The organism is Caulobacter sp. S45, assembly GCF_903642205.1.
Lineage (GTDB): Bacteria > Pseudomonadota > Alphaproteobacteria > Caulobacterales > Caulobacteraceae > CAHJWH01.
Genome location: NZ_CAHJWH010000039.1, coordinates 1 through 21,841 on the forward strand (window position 1 = coordinate 1; position 21,841 = coordinate 21,841).

Consider the following 21,841-nt stretch of genomic DNA (forward strand, 5'->3'; position numbering starts at 1 on the left):
CGGATGGCGCCGAGCGTCGGGCGCGCCTCCACTTCAGCCATGGGCCACGTCCGTACGCGCGCGCTCCAGCTCCTCGGCGGCGCGGCGGAAGGCCGGCAGGCCGAGCGCGACCAGGAGGATGGCCGGAACCGAGACCGCTACCGTCTCGATCGACATGGCGTAGCGCAGCGCCGAGGGATGACCGAACCGATCCACCATCCAGCCGACCGGCGGCGGCCCCAAGAATTGGCCGACCAGGCTGATGACCAGGTAGTAGATGGACGTCGCCTTGCCTCGGATCTGCCCCGGCGCCAGCAGAGTCACGGACACGGGCCCCGCAGTGGTGGCGATCGAGCCGCCGAAGAGGCCGATGAACATGCCCACCAGCGCAATCGGCGCGCTCGGCGCCAGCGGGAAGAGAGCCAGGCCGGGCGCGGCGATGACCAGGCCGCAAAGCAAGGAACGCAGCGTCGCGTCCGACCGGCCCTGCGCCATGCCGCGCCGGCTCAGCCACACGCTCGCCACTGCGCCGAGCGGCCCGGCGGTGAAGAACATCAGCCCCGTCGCCACGCCGACCTGGCCCACGTTCCAGCCCCAGGTGCGCTGGAACAGGGCCACGTTCCAAAAGCTCAGCGCGCCCAGCGTCACCGAGCAGGCGGACGCCACGAACAGCGCGCCGAACGCGCGCCACCTCCGCCGGATGTAGCCCAGGGCCGCGCCCAGGGTGGCGGTAGCCGTGGAGGTCACCTCGGCGCGGGCGGGCTCGCGGATCGTCAGCATCAGGAGCGCGAGCAGCAGGCCCGGCGCGCCCACGACAAGGAACACGCTCTGCCAGGGCCGCATGCCGGCGATGAGCGGCGGGGCGTGCTGGATGGCGTGCACGAGCGGGCCGCCGAACAGGAAGGCCGAGCCGGCACCCACGAAGGAGCCGGCCATGTAGAGGGCGATCGGCTTGGCCCGACGCGCCGGGGGGAAGGCGTCTCCGATCAGCGAGACGGCGCAAGGCGCTACCGCCGCCTCGCCGAAGCCTACGCCCAGGCGGGCGGCGAACAGCGGCAGGAAGCTCCACGCCAGGCTGGCCGCCGCCGTCATGGCGCACCAGACCGCGATACCGAAGGCGAGGATGCCCCGCCGCGAGAGGCGGTCCGCCGCCCAGCCGAACGGCAGGCCCACCGCGACGTAGAAGATGGCGAAGGCCGGCCCGAGCAGCAGCCCCACCTGGAAATCGCTGAGGTGCAGGTCGGCCTTGATGTCCGGGACCAGCAGGCTCGGCAGGAAGCGGTCGACGTAGGAGACGACCTGGACGGCCATCAGCAGGCTGACGAGATACCAGCCGCCTCGCTGCAGGCGGACGGCGCTCGCGACGGGCGGTGCAAAGCTGTCCTCGGCAAGCATCGGCGGCCTGTGATCGTGAGCTTAGCTGACCTTAGGGCGCTCTATGCGGGTGACAAACGAGGAAATTTGGCCCTCAATGTGAATTCGGTTCACATCAGGAGCAGCGTGACGCCCCTTCCCTCCATGCAGACCCTGCGCGCCTTCGACGCCGCCGCCCGCCACGGCAGCTATTCGGTGGCCGCGGCCGAGCTGGGGGTGACCCACGGGGCGGTCAGCCATCGCATCCGCGAGCTGGAGGAGCGGCTGCAGACGCCGCTGTTCCGGCGGTCGAACCGGCGCATGGTCCCCACGCGCGAGGCCGTGGCCCTGCTGTCCCAGGTCCGCCAGGCGCTGGCGACCCTGGACCGGGCCTTCCCCGCGCCGGCGCCGGCGCGCTCGGTGCGGCTCGTGGTCAGCGTGCACCCGTCGCTGGCGGTCCGCTGGCTGGTCCCGCGGCTCGGCCGCTTCACCGCCGCCCACCCGGCCGTGGACCTGGAAGTGCGCTCCACCGCCGACCTGGACGACTTCCTCGACCCCGGGGTCGACCTGGCGCTGCGCTACGGCGCGGGCGGCTGGGCCGACGCGGTGGACGAGCGGCTGAGCGGGGAGGTGCTCTTCCCGGTGTGCGCGCCGGCCTACCGCGACCAGCTCTGCATCCGCGAACCCGCCGACCTCGCCCGCTGCGTGCTGCTGCGCCACGCCTGGCAGCCCTGGTCGCCCTGGCTGCGCGAGGCCCGGCTGAGGCTGGAGGAGCCCCGGCTCGGCCCCACCCTGTCCGACAGCGCCATGATCGTGGAGGCGGCGGCGAGCGGCCAGGGCGTGGCGCTGGCCCGGCGGCTGTTCGTCCAGGGCGACCTGGCCAGCGGGCGGCTGGTGCGGCTGTTCGACGTCGAGGTGGAGGACGCCTACGCCTACCACATCGCCTGGCGGGCGGGATCAAGGCTCGGCGAGGCTTCGCTGGCCTTCGCCGCGTGGCTGCGGGCGGAGCTGGCGCCGGGTTAAGCCGCAACCGCGCCGCGGCTCACTCGGCGGCCAGGGCTGCGCCGCGCTGCTCGCGCAGGGTGACGTTGCGGACGTGGTACTGGAAGCGGTCCGGCCGGTAGTAGCCCAGGCTGAGCTGGACCGGCCGCCCGGAGGCGTCGCGCATGATGCGCTCGATCTTCAGCAGGGGCGCGGAGACGCTCACGTCCAGGGCGGCGGCCATCTGGGGTTCGGCGGCGACCGCGGTGATCCACTGTTCGGCCTCGTGCGGCGCGGCGCCGGCGCGCTCGAGCAGGGCCAGGAAGGTCTTGTGGGCCACGTCCTCCACCGAGAAGCTGGCCGCGATGTCCTTGGGCGTGAAGGTGATCAGATAGGCGAGCGGCTGGCCCTCCAGCAGGCGGCGGCGCACCACGCGGTGCAGGAGGGCGTTGGCGGGCAGCTTCAGCAGGGACCCCGCCGCGGAGTCGCCGGCGCTCACCTCGCCGACCTCCAGCAGCTCGATCTGGGTCACCAGGCCCATCTCCTGCAGGCTCTCGATCAGGTTGTCGAAGGAGCTGCGGACCATGGGGATCGAGGAGCGGGGGGCGACGATCGTGCCGCGCCCGCGGTGGCGGCTGACCAGCTTGTCGGCGGCCAGCTCGTTGAGCGCCCGCTTGACGGTGATGCGGGAGACGGCGAACAGCCGGGTCAGCGTCTGTTCGCCGGGAAGCAGGGTTCCGGGACCGACCTCGTTCTGCTCGATGACGCTGCGCATCACCATGTAGATCTGGTGGTAGAGGGGTGTCGGCTGGCCCTCGTCCAGCATGTCGGGCGACAGCCGCATCTCCCAGAAGTGGGCCGCGGCGGCGTCCGGATCTGCGTCCAGGGCGGCGCTGTCGCTCTTCGCGGTCGTGTCGCGGGCGGTCGGCATTGCAATCAGGACCTGTGGCCGTGACACGGGCCTTGTGACTACACCGGCGCAGCCCCGCGATCGACCGAAAACCACGGCGGGGAGGCGGCGCGCCGGCGCGTCATGGCGGGCCGCGGCCGCCTGCCCTACGCTCAGAACTTGAAGGCGAGGCTGACGTCGAAGGTCCCCGGCTGGTTGAAGTAGTCCAGCCCGAGCAGGTCGGCGGTGCCGTAGTCGACCATCGTACAGTTCTTGCACTCGGCGGTGATCGTCACCGGATACTTCTTGGGCGCGAAGGTCACGCCGAAGTCGATGAGCGTGCGCGGCTTGTCCCGTCCGCCGGCGGGAGTCGGATAGGAGCTGGAGGAGCCTTCGGTATTGGCGGTGTCGAACCACTCGCGTGAGACGTACTGCACCGCGAAATTGGGCGTCACGGTCAGAAGATCGAAGTCGAAGATATAGCTGGCGGTGGTGGAGAGGTCGAGCGCGGGCGTGTAGACCGGCGTCGCCAGCGCGCCGTTCGCGCGCACGATGCCCGAGTCGCAGGTCCCCGCGACCCCGGCCAGACACGACGCCTGCTGGTCGCGGATCAGCGCGCTCTGGTCGAAGTAGGTGGCCCGGATGGTGCTGACGTTCGCGCCGAGCGTCAGCTTGCTGATCGGCTTCCAGGTGATGTTCGTCTCCAGGCCGTAGGCGGCGAGGTTGGCGGCGTTGCTGGTGTCGAAGCTGTTGGTGGCGGGGTTGTCGGAGAGCAGCTGGTAGTTGTTCACGTTCTCGTAGAAGGCGGTGGCGTTCACGCGCAGACGCCGGTCCGGCGTCTGGGAGCGGAAGCCGGTCTCGTAGGACCAGATCGTCTCGGGCGAGAAGTTGTTGTAGTCCGCAGGACTGGCGCCGGTCAGGCCGTTCCAGCCGCCGCCCTGGAACCCCCGGGTGGCGGAGCCGAACACCATCAGGTTGGGATCGATCTGGTACTGCAACGCGATACGCGGGGTGAACTCGTTGGCGTCCAGATGGGTTGGATAGCCTTCCGCCTGCACGTCGGCGGTTGTGTAACCGGGGCCCGCGCCGCTCGGATGCAGCAGGGTCGTCTTGATCTCGTGGGTGAAGCGGCCGCCCAAGGTGAAGGTCAGCTTGGACGTCACTTTCAGGTCGCCCTGCGCGTAGACGGCCTCGGAGATGGTCTGGTTCTTCTCCAGCTGGTCGTTCAGCGGCAGCGCGAGGGCGGGCGCCAGACCGAGCACCTGGCCGTAGTCGTTCGAGTTGGTCTCGAACAGGTAGAAGGCGCCGGCGGTGTAGTTCAGGCGCGAGCCCAGATCGCCGGTCCACTTGATCTCCTGGGAGTACTGCGAGTTCCGCAGCGCCTGGGCCAGTGTGATCTCCCCGGTGGGGTAGGTGTCGCCGGGCTGCAGCGGACCCAGGCTCGCCGCCGGGAAGTCGGCGGCCAGATGCTGGGACAGGCCGCGCACCCCGGTGATCAGGTTCAGCGTGCCGGCGCTGAAGCTCGCCTTGATGTTGGAGGTCAGGCCGAAGCTGTTCACGAACGCGCCTTGACCGAACGTCGACTTCGAGCCGCCGAGGTAGGGCTCGAGTGCGCCGCCCTGGGTGGTGAACCCGGAATAGGAGATACGCTCCTGGCCGCCGTCCGCCGGCTGGTTCAGAAGATTGGCGTTGTTGTTGTGCTCGTAATCGCCCGCGATGTCCCATCTGACGTTGGACAGCGCCGCCGGCAGGAAAGACACCGCCTCGCGCACGCCCCAGTTGTGCATGGTGTCCAGGCTCTGGCCGGTGGTGACGTCATGCACATAGCCGCTGTCGCCCACCGCATAGGCGGAGGTGCGCGTGAGGATCTGGCTGTTGATCGGCAGGTTGACCGATCCGCGGAACGTGTACCCGTCGTAGGAGCCGCCGCCCACCTGGCCGTCGCCCCCGAAGGTCTCGCCGGGCTTCTGCAGGGTGACGACGATGGCGCCCCCGGTGGAGTTGCGGCCGAACAGCGTGCCCTGCGGGCCGTTCAGCACCTGGATCTGGTCGACGCCGAACAGGGCGAAGTTGTTGGCGTTCTGGCGCGAGATATAGATGTCGTCGATGTAGGTGCCGACCTGCGCTTCGAAGGTCGGGAAGGACTGGGTCTGGCCGAGCCCGCGGATGTAGTAGACGTTGGCCGAGCCCTGGCCGACGTTGTTGGCCGCGAACATGTTGGGCACCTCACGGCCGAGGTCGAGCGTGCTTCCGATCTGCTGCGCAGCCAGGGCGTCGCCCGAGAAGCTGGTAACCGAGATCGGCACGTTCTGAAGGTTCTGGCTGCGGCGCTGGGCTGTCACGACCACTTCCTGGAGCGCGGTGGAGCCTGCCGCGCTGGCCTCCGGCGCCGGCGTCTGCGGCGGCGTGTTGGCGGCGGGCGGAGCGGCGATCGTACTTTGCGCCTGTGCGGCCGACGCGGCGGCGAGGATCGCCAGCGAGACACCAAGGCAAGCCGAAGCTCTGACAGTCTTCCTCATGTCGACCCCTCCATGCAGCTGGTCGGCGACCCCATCCACCACCACTCCGCCATGCTATGTTGGTATATCCTTATACCTTTTGCAAACGCTGCCTGCGATGCGCCGCCGCTTTCCCCGGTATGTTATGTCTCGGGCAAATGATCGTCGTTTAGCCCGCTTTTTGCGCGTTTTCGGCCATCTACGGCTCCGTGTGGCTTCGCGTCCGGCGCAGCCAGCCGGGCGATGGCGAAGCCTTCGTCCACGACCTCGGCGTATTTGGCCTGCAGGTCGAAGAGGTTAGCGTCCTGCACGCGTGGGTCCCGGTCGCCGCAGGCCTGGCGGACCAGGAAGGGCGCGAACCCGTTCTGCAGCGCGTCCAGGGCCGAGGCGCGCACGCAGCCCGAGGTGGAGAAGCCGCACAGCACCACGGTGTCGACCTCGAGCGCGCGCAGGGTCGAGGCCAGCGACGTTCCGAAGAAGGCCGAGGCGTACTGCTTGGTAATCACCACCTCTTCGGGCCGCGGCGCGACCCCCTCGCAGAAGGCGCCGTGGGGCGAGCCGGCGTCGAACAGCTTGAGCGCCGGGACCTTGCGGTAGAAGAGGCCGCCGTCCACCCCGCCGGCCTGATAGACAACCCGGGTGTAGATCACCGGCGCGCCGCCCGTGCGCGCCGCCCCGATCAGGCGCAGCGTGCTGGTCAGGGCCGCCTCGACCCCGGCGTACAGAGGGGAGTCGTTGGCGGTGTAGGCCTGCACCACGTCCACCACCAGCAGCGCCGGGCGCCGCCCGAACGCCAGCCGGCCGCCGAAGCCGGCGCGGGCGTAGTCGTCCTCCAGCCCGCTCATACCACCCCGCGCGCCTTCAGTCCGGCCAGGGCGTCGTCGTCCAGGCCCAGGCGGTCCCCGTAGACCTCGCCGTTGTGCTGGCCGACCTCCACTGGCGCGGGCGTGCGCACCCGGCCGGGCGTGACGGAGAGCTTGGGGAAGACGTTTTGCATCTTCACCGTGCCCCAGCGGGGATGCGCCAGCTCGATGATCGACTCGCGCGCGGCGAACTGGGGGTCGGCCAGCATGTCCGGGGCGCGATAGATGCGGCCGGCCGGCACCTGCGCCTCGATCATCAGCGCCTCCAACTCCTCCACACTGAGCGTGCGGGTCCAGTCTGCGATCAGGGCGTCGAGCTCGGCCTGGCGCCTGCCGCGCTGGATGTGGTTGGCGTAGCGGGGGTCGCCCGCCAGCTCCGGCCGGCCCATGGCCGTGCAGAGCCGGCCGAACACCGTGTCCTGGTTGGCGCCGATCAGATACTCCCCGTCGCGGCAGGGATAGACGTTGGAGGGCGCGATGCCCGGCAGGGCGGAGCCGGAGCGTTCGCGGATGTAGCCCATGTGCTGGTAGTCGGGGATCAGGCTCTCCATTACCTGCAGCACGCTCTCGTAGAGCGAGCTGTCCACCACCTGGCCCTGGCCGGTCAGCTCGCGGTGGCGCAGCGCCGCCAGCGCGCCCATGCAGCCGTAGGTGGCCGCCAGCGCGTCGCCGATGGAGACGCCCATGCGCGAGGGCGCGCGGTCCGCGTCGCCCACGATGTAGCGCCAGCCGCCCATGGCCTCGCCGATGCCGCCGAAGCCCGCGCGCTGGGCGTAGGGGCCGGTCTGGCCGTAGCCCGACACCCGCACGATAATCAGGCCGGGGTTGTCCTGGTGCAGGCGCTCGGGCGACAGGCCCCAGCCCTCCAGCGTGCCCGGTCGGAAGTTCTCGATCAGCACGTCGGCGCCCAGGATCAGCCGCCGCGCCAGGTCCTGGCCCTCAGGGACGCGCAGGTTGGCGGTGACCGAGCGCTTGTTGCGCCCCACCACCTCCCACCAGAGTGGATAGTCGCCCCGGCCCCAGTCGCGCATGGGGTCGCCCTTGCCCGGTGGCTCGATCTTGACGACATCTGCGCCCATGTCGCCGAGCAGCTGGCCGCAGAACGGACCGGCGATCAGCTGGCCCATTTCCACTACCTTCAGCCCCTTCAAGGGGCCTGTATTCTCCACCGGCGCGCCCCTGGATGCGTCGGCGGCTTTCCCCTCCTCTTCAGTCATGGGCGCGCTATTCCGCGGCCATGCGCATGGCGCGCGACAGGCTGCGCCAGACCGGCGGGCGCGGGGCGGGCAGGCCGGTCTGCGCCTCGCAGGTCTCGCGCAGGGTCTCCAGCGGCGGGCCGCGGTCGAACACCTCCAGCGCGTTCCTATGGGCACGGAGGTCTGCGCGGAGCGCCGTGGTCGCCGCCGCGTTCACCCGCCCCTCGCCGTCGGCCACCACGCCGTAGGCGCGCGCGCCCTGAACGCTCACCAGGCCGCGCCGGATTTCCAGGCCGACCAGCTCCGCGTCGCGCTCCAGCGGATCGCCCCAGCCGCCGCCGCCCCAGGTGACGTAGTGGAGCAGGTCGCCTGGCTCGACCTGGACGTTGTCGCACTTGGACGGCAGGGCGACGGTCCCGCCGGACGCCTTCTCCAGGTGCTTGTAGGAGCGCATGCCGGGCTTGCCGCCGTTCACGCCCCAGGGCGGGATGAACCAGCGGTCGTCGTGGATGGCGATGGTCCCGGGCTCCAGGAAGCGGTAGCTCATCAAGATGCCGTTGCCGCCGCGGTAGAGCCCCGCGCCCCCGCTGTCGGCCACGCTCTCGTAGCGCTCGATGCGCAGGGGGAAGTAGCGCTCCAGGAACTCGTTGGGTACGTTGGTGAACCCCGGCCACAGCGAATGGCCGTCCGCCCCGTCGCCGAAGGGCCGCCCCGGGATGCCGCCGAAGCCGATCTGGAACAGCTGGAACCACTGGCCCTCGGCGTCGTAGCCGGAGAACATCAGGTGGGGGCTGGAGGAGAAGCCGGCGGCGCAGAGGAACTGCGGGGTCTTCTGGCCGAGCAGCGCGCCCAACACGTCGAAGATGCGCCCCAGCGCATGGGTGCGGCAGGACAGCGCCGCCGGGAACTTCGGCTTGAGCAGGGAGCCGTCGGGGATGCGCACCTCGACCAGGTCGTAGAACCCGTCGTTGAACATGATCTGCGGGTCGAACACCATGACCATGTAGATGCCGAAGAACATCTTGAACATGTTCTCGTTCATGTAGAAGTTAATCGAGCTCTCCGACTGCGGGTCGGTGCCCTCGAAGTCGAGCACCACCCGCTCGCCCTCGCGCCACATGCTGCACTTTATCTTGAAGGGCCCGGCGCCACGGCCGTCGTCGCAGATGTAGTCCTCGAACGAGACGGGCTCCTCGCTGATCGAGGTGGCGATGAGCTGCTTCATAGCGCGGTGATTGCGGGCCAGCAGCTCCTCCAGCGCGGCGTTGAACACCTCCTCGCCGAAGCGGTCGCAGAGCTCCAGCACCCGTCTTCCGCCCACCTTGCAGGCGGCCACGATGGCGTGCAGGTCGGCCTTGTACCATTCGGGCATGCGCGACTGGTGGGCGGCGATCTTGACGATGTCGCCCTGCAGCTCGCCGCGACGGTAGAGCTTCACCGGGGGCATGCGCAGCCCCTCCTCGAACACCGACCCCGCGTCGGTGGGGAGCGAACCCGGCACCTTGCCGCCGATGTCGGTCATGTGGCCGAACATGGCCGACCAGGCGATCAGCCGGCCGCTGCGGTAGATCGGCGCGATACAGAGCTGGTCGGAGTTGTGGCTGATCGCGCCTTCCACCGCATACGGATCGCCGACCAGGATGACGTCGCCCTCCTCGATGTCGCCGTCGAAGCCGCGAAGGAACCCGTCGATGAAGGAGCCGAACTGCCCCACCACCATGCGCCCCTTGCGATCTGCGATCAGCGGGAAGGCGTCGCCCTGCTCGCGGATGCCGGGAGAGAGCGCGGTGCGGAACAGGGTGGCGTCCATCTCCACCCGCGCATTGCGCAGCGCGTTCTCGATGATGTCCAAGGTGACGGGATCGACCGGAGTCGAGGCGAAAGGCCGGTCGTCGGACTGGAGGATGCGGGCGGGCATGGAAGGGTCTCCGGAGCAGCCGCTCAGACGGGGTTGATGAGGATCACGCCGAAGCGGTCGACCACCGCCTCGCAGCCGGGCAGCACCAGGGTGGTGGAGTCCATCTCCACCACGACGGCGGGGCCCGCGATGCGATCGCCGGCCCGCAGCCGGGCGCGGTCGTAGATCACCGCCGGCTGGAAGCCGCCGTCGACCCAGACCTCGTGGTCGCGCAGCTTGGCGGCGGAGGGGTCGCCGTCACCGGCCTCGATCTCCAGGGCGGGGATGTCGAGCACACGCCCGAGCGCCACGGCGCGCAGGTTCACGAACTCATGCTCGGCGTCCATGTTGAAGGTGAACAGCCGCCGGTGCTCGGCATCGAAGGCCTCAGCCAGCCGCGACAGCCCGCCGACCTCGAAGCCCTGCGCCTCGACGGGCATGGACACTTCGAAGGCCTGGCCGTGGTAGCGGACGTCGACCTCGTGCTCCACGCTGATCTGGTCGGGGGCCGCGCCCTCGGTCGCCAGCCGGGCGCGCACCTCCTCGCCCATCTGCGCCAGGAGGCCGGCGACCTCGGCGTCGGAGGTCTGGCTGGTGCGCTTGGAGAGCGAGCGAGCCAGCTCGGTGCGCATGCGGGTGGTGGCGTCGCCGAGCGCGCAGAGCACGCCGGGCGAGACCGGCGACACCGCCGGCCAGGAGCCCATCAGCTTGGCCACCGCAGCGACGTGCAGGGGACCTGCGCCGCCGAAGCCCATCAGGGCGAAGCCGCGCGGATCATAGCCCTGCTGCACCGAGATCATGCGGAGCGCGCCGAACATGTTCTCGTTGACGATGTCCACGATGCCGCGCGCCGCCTCGTAGAGGTCCACCCCCAGCGCGTCGGCCACCGTCTGCACCGCGGCCCGGGCGGCCGCGCGGTCCAGCCGGAAGGCGCCGCCGAGCAGGTTCTCCGGCAGATAGCCCAGCAGCACGTTGGCGTCGGTGACCGTCGCGGCCCTCCCGCCCTTGCCGTAGGCGGCGGGGCCAGGGGCCGCACCCGCAGACTCCGGACCCACCCGCAGCGCGCGGGTCAGCTCGGGCACCTTGGCGATGGAGCCGCCGCCCGCGCCCACCGTCTTCACGTCCAGGGAGGAGGCGCGCACGCTGAGGTGGCCGACCTCGGTAGTGCGGGCCCGCCGCGGCTCGCCGTTCTCGATCAGGGCCACGTCGGTGGAGGTGCCGCCGACGTCGAGCGTCAGGATGTTCTTCAGCCCGGAATTGCGCGCCACCCACAGCGCCCCGGCCACCCCGCCGGCGGGCCCAGACATCAGCAGCGACACCGGGTGCGCCTCAGACGCCTCCGACGACATCAGCCCGCCATCCGAGCGCAGCAGCGAGATGCGGCCCTGCATGTCCAGCGCCCGCAGGCGGCTGCGCAGGTTGCGCACGTAGCGGCTGACCACCGGGCGCACCGCGGCGTTGGCCACCGTGGTCAGGGTGCGCTCGTACTCCTGCATCTCCGGCAGCACCTCGTGGGAAAGCGAGACCGGCGCGTCAGGCAGGACGTCGGCTCCGATCTCCGCCACCCGCCGCTCGTGGGCGCCGTTCAGGTAGCCGTTCATCAGGGCGACGGTGATCGCCTCCACCCCGTTGGCCTTCAGCCTGGCGAGCTGGGCGCGGACGTCGGCCTCGTCGAGCGGGCGCACCTCGCGGCCCTGGGCGTCCATGCGGCCCTTGATCTCGACAGTGTCCTCGAGCTTGGCCAGCGGCTCGGGCTTGGGCCACACGATCCAGGCCGCCAGGCCGCCCGGCACCAACGAGCGGGCGATCTGCATCACCTGGCGGTAGCCCTCGGTGGTCACCAGACCGACCCGCGCGCCCTTGCCCTCCAGCACCGCGTTGGTGGCCACGGTGGTGCCGTGGAGGAAGACCTCCACCGCCGAGGGGCGAGTGTCGGCCTGGCGGCAGATCGCCTCCACGCCCGTCATGATGCCTTCGGAGCTGTCATGGGGCGTGGACGGCGTCTTGTGCCGCCAGAATCGACCCGACTCCTCGTCCAGCAGCAGCAGGTCGGTGAAGGTGCCCCCGACGTCGACGCCCAACCGATAGGCCATGCCTGGACCCTTCCGTCACCCGCGTGACCTCTGTTGTATCCAATCCGTTGATCTATACCTTACAATACGCTGTCAATCAGCCGTTTCGTATACGAGGCACGCATGGCGCCGCAGATCGAGATCGTGGAGGTGTCGCCTCGGGATGGGCTGCAGAACCACCCCACCCTCCTGCCGACCCGCGACAAGGTGCAGCTGGTGCTCAAGGCCGTGGCGGCCGGCGCGCGCCGGATCGAGGCGGTGAGCTTCGTCAACCCCAAGGCCGTGCCCCAGATGGCCGACGCCGAGGCCGTGCTGCAAGGCCTGAAGGACGAAGCCGACTTGCCGGCGCAGGGCGTCAGGCTGATCGGGCTGGTGCTGAACAGGCGCGGCTTCGACCGGGCCGCGGTCGCGGGCGTCGACGAGGTGAACTTCGTGGTGGTGGCCTCGGAGACCTTCAACCAGCGCAACCAGGGCGCCTCCATCGACCAGACCCTGGCCCAGATCGCCGAGGTGGTCCCCCTGGCCGCCCAGGCGGGTCTGGGGATGGGCGTGACGATCGCGGCGGCCTTCGGCTGCCCGTTCGAGGGCGAGGTGGACGAGGCCCAGGTCGGCCGCCTCGCCGCCGAGCTCGCAAGCTTCGGCGTGGCCGAGATCGCCATCGCCGACACCATAGGCGTCGGCGACCCGGCCGCCGTGGTGCGCCGGGTGGGGATCGTGCGGGCGGCGGCGCCTGCGGCGCGGCTTCGCTGCCACTTCCACAACACCCGCAACACGGGCCTGGCCAACGCCTACGCCGCCTGGACGACGGGCGTGGAGGTGCTGGACGCCTCGCTCGGCGGCATAGGCGGCTGTCCCTTCGCCCCTGCCGCCACCGGCAACATCCCCACTGAGGACACCCTCTACATGTTCAGCCGCATGGGCATCGCCACCGGCTATGACCTGCATTACGCCATCGACGCCGCCCGCTGGCTTGGCGAGCGCCTGGGCGAGGCCGCCCTACCCGGCATGCTCGGCAGAGCCGGGGTCTTCCCGCCATCCAGCCCTGGCGAGCGGAGGGGTGCAAAGATCTGTGTCGCCGGACACCTCGAGGACGCCGGCTCCGGTCGGACGCCCTAGCTATGCTGCAAATTGCGCGCCTTGAGTTGCGTTTTCGGTGCGGATAGTGGCGAAATATAACCGGAAGCTCGGCTATCGTCGCAAGGTCCGCCACACGCAGCAGGCTGGACTCCGCTCGCATGCAGCCTATCCAAGCGCATGCACCGAGCAAGGTGACTGGGACGCGTGTGGGCGCCCAACGGCGGCACGCTCAAGCGCAAGGTCCGATATGAAACCCTTGCTGGAGAGTCGTGCGAGCAACGATGTTGAACTTTCTCAGAAATAGGGCTGGCGATCGAGTCTGTTGGAACGGGAAGTTTCTTCCCTACCTCCAAAGACGTCGCCTACACAAACGCCTGCTATAACTCTGCCCAAGGCAGGATTGGCCGACTCCAACCCGACTGGTTTCGGGCTGGAGAAGCGGAGACAGCTGCCATTATCTGCCCCTTCTACTCGGGCCTCCACACCACGCCCTCAAGTGAGGGCCGGCGCTCACATGAGCGCTGCATTCGGGCCGCCCGAACTCTTGCGCGAACTGCTGCCCTGGCGCGAAGTGATCATGCTCTACATCCGCGGGGCGAAAGCCGGTTGGCCGAGGCGGTAGATCGTTCTTCCCCGGCGAAGCTTGCCCTCGACCCTATCAGCGCGCGATCTGCGAATGAGTATGAGAATTGTTCGCAATTTGGCTAAGCCGTGCTATCCGCTTCGCCGCTCGCCCCGATGGAGCAGCGGGCCGAGTTCGTTCGAACAGGGGATAGACGATGGGTTCCAAGGCTGCGCAGCGCCCAGTTGGGACGGGACAGGTTCTGCAGGCGATCGGCGCGCTAGGGCTCTGCGCGAGCGCCGCCGCTCCCGTCTCGGCCCAGGAGGCCGTGACCGACCAGACCGTCACCAACGACCATCCTGACGCCGCCTCGAGCACGTCAGTCAGTCAGGTCGTCGTCACCGGCCTGCGCCCTCTCCTGGGCGATAAGATCCCTCTCACGGTCCAAGATACGCCTCAGTCGGTGAACGTCGTGCCGGAGCAACTGATCAAGGATCAGGCGGTCACCCGATTGGAGGACGCGCTGAAGAACGTTCCTGGCGTCACCCTGAACGCGGGCGAGGGGGCGGCGCGGGGCGACACCATCAACATCCGTGGCTTCTCCGCCTTCAACGACTTCTTCCTCGACGGCATACGCGACGCGGCGATCTACGTGCGCGACCCGTTCAACCTTGAGTCGATCGAGGTGCTGAAAGGCCCGTCGGCGACCTTGTTCGGTCGCGGTTCGACGGGCGGCGCGGTGAACCAGGTCAGCAAGGCCCCGCAGCTCGAAGCCTTCCGCTCGCTGGCGGCCGATGTCGGTACTAACGACGAGTACCGCGGAACGCTGGACATCGACCAGCCGATCGGGCCCGCCGCGGCGCTCAGGCTGAACATCATGGGAGAGTCCTCCGGGGTGGCGGACCGGGACTATGTGAAGAACCACCACTGGGGCGTCGCGCCGGAGGCGTCGTTCGGGATCGGCGAGCCAACCACCCTGACACTCGCCTATCTACATCTTTCGGAAGATGACCGGCCCGACGTCGGCATCCCCTTCGTCGACGGCGCACCCGCTCGGGTCCGTCGAAGCAATGACTACGGCCTGACCTCGGACCACGCGATCTCGACGGTCGACGTCGGCACGGCCCGGATCAAGCACGATTTCAGCTCGAACCTATCGATCGCCGACACGCTGCGCTACGCCACCTACGAGTTCAACTACCGGTTCGACGCACCCAACTTCGGCAGCGTGGCCGACGACGGTCAGGGGGCGCCTGCGCCGGGCGAGCCGCTCAGCGCCATCCTGGTTGGACGGGATTCCCCCAGCAGCTCTGGGGTCCAGACGAACCTGACCGACCAGCTCGACCTGACGGCGAGGCTCGATACGGGCTTCATTCACCACACTTTGGTGACGGGGATCGAGCTCGCCCGCCAGACCAACCATCTCGACAGCTATAACAACCCGTTCGACCGCAACAACAACTGGATACCGGAGACCCCGCTCCTCAATCCCGATCCGACCCAGGTCCATCCTGACGAAGCGGTGACGAAACGGCAGGTCACCGACGCCAACACCGAGGCCGGCTATGTCACCGACACCATGGCGATCGGCCGCTACGTGGACCTGATCGCAGGCGTGCGCGTAGACAGGTTTGCGGCGGACTACACCCAGACCCCGGTGTCCTCCGGGGCGGTCCTCAACCTCTCGCACACCGACGTGGTCGCCAGTCCGCGCGCGGCGCTGGTCGTCAAGCCGACGCGATGGGAGAGCGTCTATTTCTCCTACGGCACCTCGTTCGATCCCTCCGCCGAAGCCCTGACGCTCACCACCAGGACCGCCAACCTTGGTCCAGTGAAAGCGAACACCTATGAGGTGGGCTCCAAGACCAGTCTGTTCGGCGGTGGCCTTCTGGTGACCGGAGCGCTGTTCCACACCGAAGTCGACAACGCTCAGGTCAACGATCCCGAGAACCCCACGCTGACCGTGCTGCAGGGCGCGGAGACAGTGCAAGGTCTGGAGCTTGGCGCGACGGGCCACATCGGGGACAAGTTCAGTGTCGTCGCCGGCTACACCTATCTCGACGGCAAGACGAGCGGGGACGCCGGGACGGCGCCGGTGGTCCGGTATTCGGACGTCCTGATCCCTAACCTGGCGCGCAACGCCGTGAACCTTTGGGCGGAATACAGGATCACCAAGCCCTGGGAGGTCGGCTTTGGCGGCAACTACCTTGACCGCCGCATCGGCAACATCGTGACTCCCGGGACTACGGCGACGTTTGCGCCCAGTTACGTGGTCTGGAACGCCATGACGTCCTACAGGCTTAACGAGCGGCTGAAAGTCCAGCTCAACGCGATCAACCTGTTCGATAAGCTCTACTACGACAACATCTACTACACGTCGGCGTCCGAGAACCACGTCATTCCCGGCGCCGGCCGCACGATCAAGTTCACCGTGCAAGCAAGCTTCTGATGCCGGGCGGCGTCGAAACACGCGTGCATGGCATCAGCGCCAGGCGCGGGCGGCCGTCGAGAACAGCCGGCGGGCCCCGATCCGGTGAACTCGCCCGGGCCGTCGAAGCGGAAGACGAGTACCGCCGCATGTGCGCCCTTCAACGCATGGAGGCGAGCCAACTGCGGCGCGTCCTCGGCGGCGATCCGGCGGAGGCGGCGCCGTGGGTCCGGGCGGCGGCGAGGCTCGGGTTGGCGGAGGGGCAGGTCCGGCTGGGTCAGATGCTGCTGGATGGCCTCGGCGTGACGCGCGACCCGGTGGCGGCCCATAGGTGGTTCCTCAGCGCCGCCCGGAGGGGCTCCCCGACGGCGATGAACATGGCCGGCCGCTGCTTCGAGAACGGTTGGGGCGCGCCGCCCGACCTGTCCGAGGCGGCGCGCTGGTATGCACGCTCGGCGGAGGCGGGGCACGACTGGGGCGAATACAACTACGCCAACATGCTGTTCGACGGCCGCGGCGTGCATCAGGACCTGACACAGGCTTGCCGCTTGTACGCCAGCGCGGCGAGCAAGGGGCACGCCCGGGCGATGAACCTGCTCGCCCGGTGCTACGAGGAGGGATGGGGCGCGCCGCGCAATGCGGTGGAAGCTCTCGGCTGGTATCGCGCGTCCGCCGAAAGCGGCTATTTCCGCGCCCAGTTCAACTACGCCACGGTCATGGCCGCGCTCGACCGTTCCGACGAGGCGCTGGGTTGGGCGGAGCGGGCTTGCCGGTCGGCGACGCCTGACAGCCTCGCCGGGGTGCTCGATCTGCTCGAGGCCCATCTCGACGCCCGGCTGGCGGACCTCGGCCGCCGGCTCAGGCGGGAGCTGGCCCCGGGCCATGCGGCCCCCCGGAAGCCCCCCTCATGATCCTGCACGTGCCCCAGGTGCTGACCCGCGAGCAGGTGCGGATGTGCCGGAGCCTGCTCCAGTCCGCCGCGTGGGTCGACGGGCGCGTGACGGCGGGCGGGCAGTCCGGCCTGGCCAAGCGGAACCTCCAGCTTGCCGAGGACAGCCCCCAGGCTGCGCAGCTCGGCGAGATGGTGTTGGGGGCGCTGGCGAGCCACCCGATCTTCATGTCCGCGGCCTTGCCGTTGAAGGTCTATCCGCCGCTCTTCAACCGTTACGGCGTGGGGATGGCCTTCGGCGACCACATCGACAACGCCATCCGCACCTCGCCCCTCACGGGCGCGCGCTACAGGACCGACCTGTCCGCCACCCTCTTTCTCAGCGGCCCCGACGAATACGAAGGTGGGGAGCTGGTGATCGACGACGGCCCGGAGCCGCGGCGGATCAAGCTCGCCGCCGGCGACATGGTGCTCTATCCGGCGACCACGGTGCATCGGGTGGAGCCGGTCCGTTCGGGCGAGCGCTGGGCGTCCTTTTTCTGGGTAGAGTCGATGGTGGGCGACGAGGTCCAGCGCGCCCTCCTCTATCGGCTGGACCGGGCGATCGCCTCCGTGCGTGGCGATGTGGGGGACACCCATCCGGGAGCCATCGCGCTCACGGGCGCCTACCACAACCTGGTGCGGATGTGGGCGGACCTGTGAGAGCCTGTTCGTGAAGAAGGGGTGACGGCGGGACGCACGGTCTACCGAGAAGCGGGCAGCGCTAAACCTGGATCGCAAATCAAGGTATCTTTAGCAATCCTGGGAAAAATGCGCTGCAAATCAATCGGGAGATCTACCTTGTTGTTTGTTCGAATATTTCATAGCCATGTAGGCCTTTTTATCGCACCAAGCGTGCTGTTCTTCTGCGTCAGCGGCGCTTGCCAGTTATTCAACTTGCATGAGAACCACGGCAGCTATCACGCACCGGCCTTGATCGAGACGCTCGGTAAACTGCACAAGGACCAAGTGCTATCCGAGCCTGACCATGTCCGTGGACCACCCGCCGCGACGGTAGCTTCGGACCGGGATGCCCACGCCGGCCCGCCGGGTCACGGTGACCATGACGATGAAGCGCAGAAAGGGCCGACCTTGGTGCTGAAGTGGTTCTTCGAGGCGATCGCTGCCGGTCTCGCCATCTCCACCCTGTTCGGTCTTTGGATCGGACTCCGCTTCACACGAACTCCGCGTATCTCGTGGGGCCTGCTCATCGCTGGCGTGGTTGTACCGGTCCTGATCATCCTGCTCTGATCAGCTAGATCGGTGGCGCGGATGAGCGCACCACGCGGCGGGCGCGGTAGCTCTCCGCCGAAGAGGACTCTAAAGCTTCGCCCGCAAATGTTGGACGGCGGCTTTCGGGCGGTGCTTCCTACCAGTCCACTTACCGAGTTGGGCGCGCAGCTGTCCGGCTCCTCGCAGGTGCGAGGAGCCATCCTGGTCAGATTCGCGCCGCTAGCTTGAGCCGGCCCAGCGATGGCGTTCGGCCGGCGCTCAGAAGTCGAACTCCAGGCTCGCCTCGTAGGTGCGCGGCATGCCGAGATAGGCGGTGTTGGCGCCGGGGCTGCCCACGATCGCGCCGTCGGCGATGGAAATGTAGTAGTGCTCGTCGGTGACGTTGATCGCCTGGACGCGGGCGGTGGCGTGGTGGCCGAACAGGCCGAGCGAGTAGCGCAGGCCGGGATCGATCGTGACATAGGACGGCGCGAAGGAGCTGTTGGTGTTGGTCGCCGCGCGCCGGTCCTCGTAGTTCACCGTGAAGGTTGCGGCCAAGCCCTGGGCGAAGGCCGGGTGGTAGTCGAACACGAGGTCGCTCTTCAGCGAAGGGACGCCAACGATCAGCCTGCCCTGGGTGGTCGCGTTGCCGGAGTCCAACAGGCGCGCGTCGATATAGGTGGCGCCCCCGAACAGGCTGAGGTCGGGGGTGATCTCGCCCTGGACGAAGGCTTCGACTCCGGTGTTGCGCTGTTCCCCGATGACCTCGAAGGTCTTCAGCGGCGTGGTGGCGAACGGGCGCGTCATGTGGAAGGCGTCGAGCGTCAGCAGCAGGTTGCGCGTCACGGCGTACTTGGCCCCCACCTCGTACAACTCGTCCTTGTAGGGCGCGAGGATCTGGTTGGCGTTGATGACGTTGGTCGGGGCCTGATCGCCCTGCTCCAGGCTGCTGGCGTAGGTGGCGTGGAAGCTGAGCGCCGCCAAGGGCTTATAGATCAGGCTGACGGTGGGGCTGGTCACCCCGTCGCGCTTGTCCTGGCTGGTGAGCGCGCCGCTGGCCGCATAGCTGTGCGAGTGCAGGAACGAGGTGCTGACCACGCCCTGCAGCGCCAGCTGGTCATTGAAGTGCAAGGTGTCGCCGAAGACCAGCGACTGCTCGAACACGCGCGAGGACTGGTAGAGCCCGCCGCTCTGGGGCGTGGGCTGGTTCGGGAGCACGAGCGGATCGGCGAGGTTCAGGGTCTGGCCCTTCCCCGTCAGGGTCACCGCGATCGAGGTCTTGTGGGAGTACTGGCCGTTGATGAAGCCGTTGGTCCCGACCGACACGTCGTTCAGCAAGCCGAAGAGGCGGATGTGGCCGTCCAGGGCGGCGCTGTTGGAGCCAATGGTGAACTGCGGCACTGCAGTGAAGTTCTTGGTGACCGTGTAGTCGCCCTTGTCGTCGGTCAATGTGTTGGTAACGCCGTACAAACCGCGGATGGCGTTCTGGTACAGACCGCCAACCTCGAAGTTCCAGTCGCTGTTGAAGCTATGCTTGATCTTTCCGAGCGCGGTCTCGGTGCTGATCTCGGTTCCGGCGCCAGGCTGGCCGTAGCCGACGCGGCTGGGATCCACGGCCTTGGGCAGCAGTGTGCTCTTGCTCGCGCCGCTGCTGGCGCCATCGTAGACGAAGCTGCCCGGCAGTCCCGTGGCGTCGCTGGAATAGTGGCTGTAGTCGGCCTCCACCACCGTCCGTTCATCGAGATGGTAGTCCACGTCCAAGGTGGCCAGAGTGCGGTCGACGTGGCTGCCCTCCACATAGGCCTCGCCCTGACCATGCAACAGGTTCAGCCGTGCGCCGAGCTTGTCGTCCGGTCCGCCGCGGCCGCCCACGTCGGCCTGCTCGGTGAACACGCCGTTGGAATCGAAGCCCTCCACGTAGCGCAGCAGCGGCGCATCCGTGGGGCGCTTCAGAATGTAGTCGAACACGCCGGCCGGGGTCTCCGGCCCGAACAGGGAGCCGCTCGGCCCATTCAGGACCTGGATGCCGGCCAGGTTCTCGGCCGGCACTTCGGTGGTGCCGATGATGTTCAGTCCGTCCAGCCGCGTGTTGGAGGCGATGCTGCTCTGAAAGCCCCGCGACTGGGGGCGCGAGATCTCGAAGCCTTGCTGGTCGCGGATCTCCACCGAGGGCAGGAAGCGCAGGGTGTCGTTCACGTTGCGGGTCTGCTGGTTGACCACCAGGTCCTCGGGGATGACGGTCACCGACTGGGGCGCGTCCAGGATCGGCTGATCGCCTAACGGACCCAGGGTGGCGATCGGAACGTCGTACTGGGGCGGGGCGGCGTAGCCCTGCGAGTCCAGGCGGCGGCCCGTGACGGTCACCACCGGCGTGCGCGTCGCCGTCGGGGCGTCCTGCGCGGCGGCGATCCCGGCCGAGGCGGCGAGGCCGGCGAGCACGACGGCGGCGATGCAGTCGCCTGTGACGCTTCTGGACATAGGGCTCACGAGGGGCGGAAAGCCCGCATCCGCCGCGTTGTATCCGCCTGTATCTATCGGGCAATGGCCGATGAGACCGAGGTCGCGTTAGCGCCAAGATGTGGCGATGATGAAACATCGCAGGCGCCCGGCTAAGCCGCCCGAGCCGGGGCCGCTCGGCGCGGCGCTCAGGCGGGGTTGCGCGGCCTGGTCTCGAGACGCAGGCCTTCCAGCAGGGCGGTGTTGTCGCCGCTGAGCGCCGCCCGCTCCATGCGCGCCTCCAGGCTGCGGAAGGCCTCCAGGATCGCTTGGCCACGAGCGGTCAGTTCCGCCCCGCCCCTCTTCCCACCGCCCTTGCTGGTCTCGATTAGCCGCTCGTCCCAACAACGGTTCATGCTGTCGACCAGCAGCCAGATGCGGCGGTAGCTCATGCCGAGGTCGCGCCCGGCGGCTGAGATCGATCCGGTGCGGGCGATCGCCTCCAGCACCAGTGCCTTGCCGGGACCCATGGCGGGCTCGGCCCCGCACATGAGCTGGGCCTTCAGCTTGAACGGACCGAGGATCGACAAATGGCTGCCTGCCGGGTGCGCGATGTCCCGACCATAGCCGATCGGGCGGGAAGCGGGAGGACGAGATTGCGCATGATATATATAGACAAATACGTTTGACGGGCGGTTCGGCTTCTGCGGCAGGGCGATACTGAGTTACAAGGTGCGCTGCGGCGCCATGTGGAAGGCGCGCTTCACGAGCGGCTCTGCTGACGTCGAGCTACACCACCTGTTGAGACACGATCCCAGTTCACCCCTCGACCTTGCGCCGGGACAGGGCCGCCAGCCCGGTGCAGGGCGACCAGGTACTGCTCCAGCTGCTCCGCTTCCTTTGGCGGCAGAACCCGCGCGACCCGCTTCCGGCAGAAGTCGGTGATCATGCGCCCGAAGCGTGGATTGCGGTATTTGGTCATCAAGAGCCCGGCGGAACAAAGGGCCGGGTGACCTATGCCGTCGAGGTTACGAGGACCTTTCCAGGAGCGCCGCGCCGCTATGAAAGGTGGCTTGCATAACGGCGCTCTTAACGGCCATATTGAACGCAGCCTTTCACATGGACCTGACACGTTCGCCTTATGCAAACTTCCTCGACACAAGGGACCGGGGATCAGCCGCTCGAAAACCGCGCCGGGAGCTACCAGCGCCAACTCAAGGGCTATCGCGCCTTCATCCCTGCGCCACTGCCTCCTGCGCCGCCGGTGCGCGTCGAAAGCGAGCTGCAGCGCCTCCTCTCACAGGCCGACCTAGCGCTTGGACGCCTGGACGGGTCGATCCAAATCCTGCCCAACCCCGATCTCTTCGTCCTCATGTACGTCCGCAAGGAGGCAGTGCTCTCCAGCCAGATCGAGGGAACGCAGAGTTCGCTCCAGGACCTCCTGGCGGCCGAAGCCCAGCTCTACGCACC

At 68.4% G+C, this 21,841-nt stretch carries 17 protein-coding genes; 7 read left to right on the plus strand and 10 right to left on the minus strand.

The window, feature by feature from the left end:
• Positions 1–33: 33 nt before the first annotated feature.
• Complete coding sequence (locus HUV06_RS06210; RefSeq protein WP_174300407.1) at positions 34–1,374, minus strand: MFS transporter; 1,341 nt, start codon at positions 1,372–1,374, stop codon at positions 34–36.
• A gap of 105 nt (positions 1,375–1,479) precedes the next feature.
• On the opposite strand from HUV06_RS06210, the gene HUV06_RS06215 reads away from it, so the two are divergent.
• Positions 1,480–2,355 (plus strand): LysR substrate-binding domain-containing protein, encoded by an 876-nt coding sequence (locus HUV06_RS06215; protein ID WP_174300408.1) that lies wholly within the window; start codon positions 1,480–1,482, stop codon positions 2,353–2,355.
• Between the two features lie 19 nt (positions 2,356–2,374).
• On the opposite strand, the gene HUV06_RS06220 is transcribed toward HUV06_RS06215, so the two are convergent.
• The 6 genes from HUV06_RS06220 to HUV06_RS06245 all read right to left on the minus strand — a co-directional run bounded on the left by HUV06_RS06220 (position 2,375) and on the right by HUV06_RS06245 (position 11,749).
• Entirely contained in the window at positions 2,375–3,244 is an 870-nt protein-coding gene (locus tag HUV06_RS06220) for a GntR family transcriptional regulator (protein ID WP_174300409.1), read from the minus strand.
• Between the two features lie 131 nt (positions 3,245–3,375).
• A complete protein-coding gene (locus HUV06_RS06225) occupies positions 3,376–5,721 on the minus strand; it encodes a TonB-dependent receptor (RefSeq protein ID WP_174300410.1) in 2,346 nt (781 codons plus the stop codon).
• Between the two features lie 122 nt (positions 5,722–5,843).
• Positions 5,844–6,545: an isochorismatase family protein gene (locus HUV06_RS06230; RefSeq protein WP_174300411.1), complete on the minus strand. Its 702-nt coding sequence runs from the start codon at positions 6,543–6,545 to the stop codon at positions 5,844–5,846.
• Entirely contained in the window at positions 6,542–7,780 is a 1,239-nt protein-coding gene (locus HUV06_RS06235; protein ID WP_174300412.1) for a CaiB/BaiF CoA-transferase family protein, read from the minus strand. The genes HUV06_RS06230 and HUV06_RS06235 overlap by 4 nt, the downstream gene beginning before the upstream one ends.
• A gap of 7 nt (positions 7,781–7,787) precedes the next feature.
• Complete coding sequence (locus tag HUV06_RS06240) at positions 7,788–9,677, minus strand: hydantoinase B/oxoprolinase family protein (RefSeq protein ID WP_174300413.1); 1,890 nt, start codon at positions 9,675–9,677, stop codon at positions 7,788–7,790.
• Between the two features lie 23 nt (positions 9,678–9,700).
• Complete coding sequence (locus HUV06_RS06245; protein ID WP_174300414.1) at positions 9,701–11,749, minus strand: hydantoinase/oxoprolinase family protein; 2,049 nt, start codon at positions 11,747–11,749, stop codon at positions 9,701–9,703.
• A gap of 102 nt (positions 11,750–11,851) precedes the next feature.
• On the opposite strand from HUV06_RS06245, the gene HUV06_RS06250 reads away from it, so the two are divergent.
• The 5 genes from HUV06_RS06250 (at position 11,852) to HUV06_RS06270 (ending at position 17,974) form a co-directional block, all read left to right on the plus strand.
• Positions 11,852–12,844, plus strand: a complete 993-nt coding sequence (locus tag HUV06_RS06250) for a hydroxymethylglutaryl-CoA lyase (protein ID WP_174300415.1) — start codon at positions 11,852–11,854, stop codon at positions 12,842–12,844.
• 851 nt (positions 12,845–13,695) lie between these two features.
• Entirely contained in the window at positions 13,696–15,816 is a 2,121-nt protein-coding gene (locus HUV06_RS06255; protein WP_174300416.1) for a TonB-dependent siderophore receptor, read from the plus strand.
• Between the two features lie 128 nt (positions 15,817–15,944).
• On the plus strand, positions 15,945–16,706 hold the full coding sequence (locus HUV06_RS06260; RefSeq protein ID WP_174300417.1) for a tetratricopeptide repeat protein: 762 nt from the start codon (positions 15,945–15,947) through the stop codon (positions 16,704–16,706).
• A complete protein-coding gene (locus HUV06_RS06265; protein ID WP_174300418.1) occupies positions 16,703–17,386 on the plus strand; it encodes a Fe2+-dependent dioxygenase in 684 nt (227 codons plus the stop codon). The genes HUV06_RS06260 and HUV06_RS06265 overlap by 4 nt, the downstream gene beginning before the upstream one ends.
• 21 nt (positions 17,387–17,407) lie before the next feature.
• Positions 17,408–17,974 (plus strand): PepSY domain-containing protein, encoded by a 567-nt coding sequence (locus tag HUV06_RS06270; RefSeq protein ID WP_174300419.1) that lies wholly within the window; start codon positions 17,408–17,410, stop codon positions 17,972–17,974.
• 240 nt (positions 17,975–18,214) lie between these two features.
• Here the strand turns inward: HUV06_RS06270 and HUV06_RS06275 are convergent, their stop codons facing one another.
• The 3 genes from HUV06_RS06275 to HUV06_RS15985 form a co-directional block, all read right to left on the minus strand.
• Positions 18,215–20,413, minus strand: a complete 2,199-nt coding sequence (locus HUV06_RS06275) for a TonB-dependent siderophore receptor (RefSeq protein ID WP_174300420.1) — start codon at positions 20,411–20,413, stop codon at positions 18,215–18,217.
• A gap of 167 nt (positions 20,414–20,580) precedes the next feature.
• A complete protein-coding gene (locus tag HUV06_RS06280) occupies positions 20,581–20,961 on the minus strand; it encodes a winged helix-turn-helix domain-containing protein (RefSeq protein ID WP_254600910.1) in 381 nt (126 codons plus the stop codon).
• 173 nt (positions 20,962–21,134) lie between these two features.
• Positions 21,135–21,353 carry a hypothetical protein gene (locus HUV06_RS15985; RefSeq protein ID WP_217433660.1) on the minus strand — a complete coding sequence of 73 codons (219 nt, stop codon included), beginning with the start codon at positions 21,351–21,353 and terminating at the stop codon, positions 21,135–21,137.
• 282 nt (positions 21,354–21,635) lie between these two features.
• Here HUV06_RS15985 and HUV06_RS15990 point away from each other — a divergent pair.
• On the plus strand, positions 21,636–21,841 hold a 206-nt coding region (locus tag HUV06_RS15990; protein WP_217433661.1), incomplete at its 3' end, for a Fic/DOC family N-terminal domain-containing protein.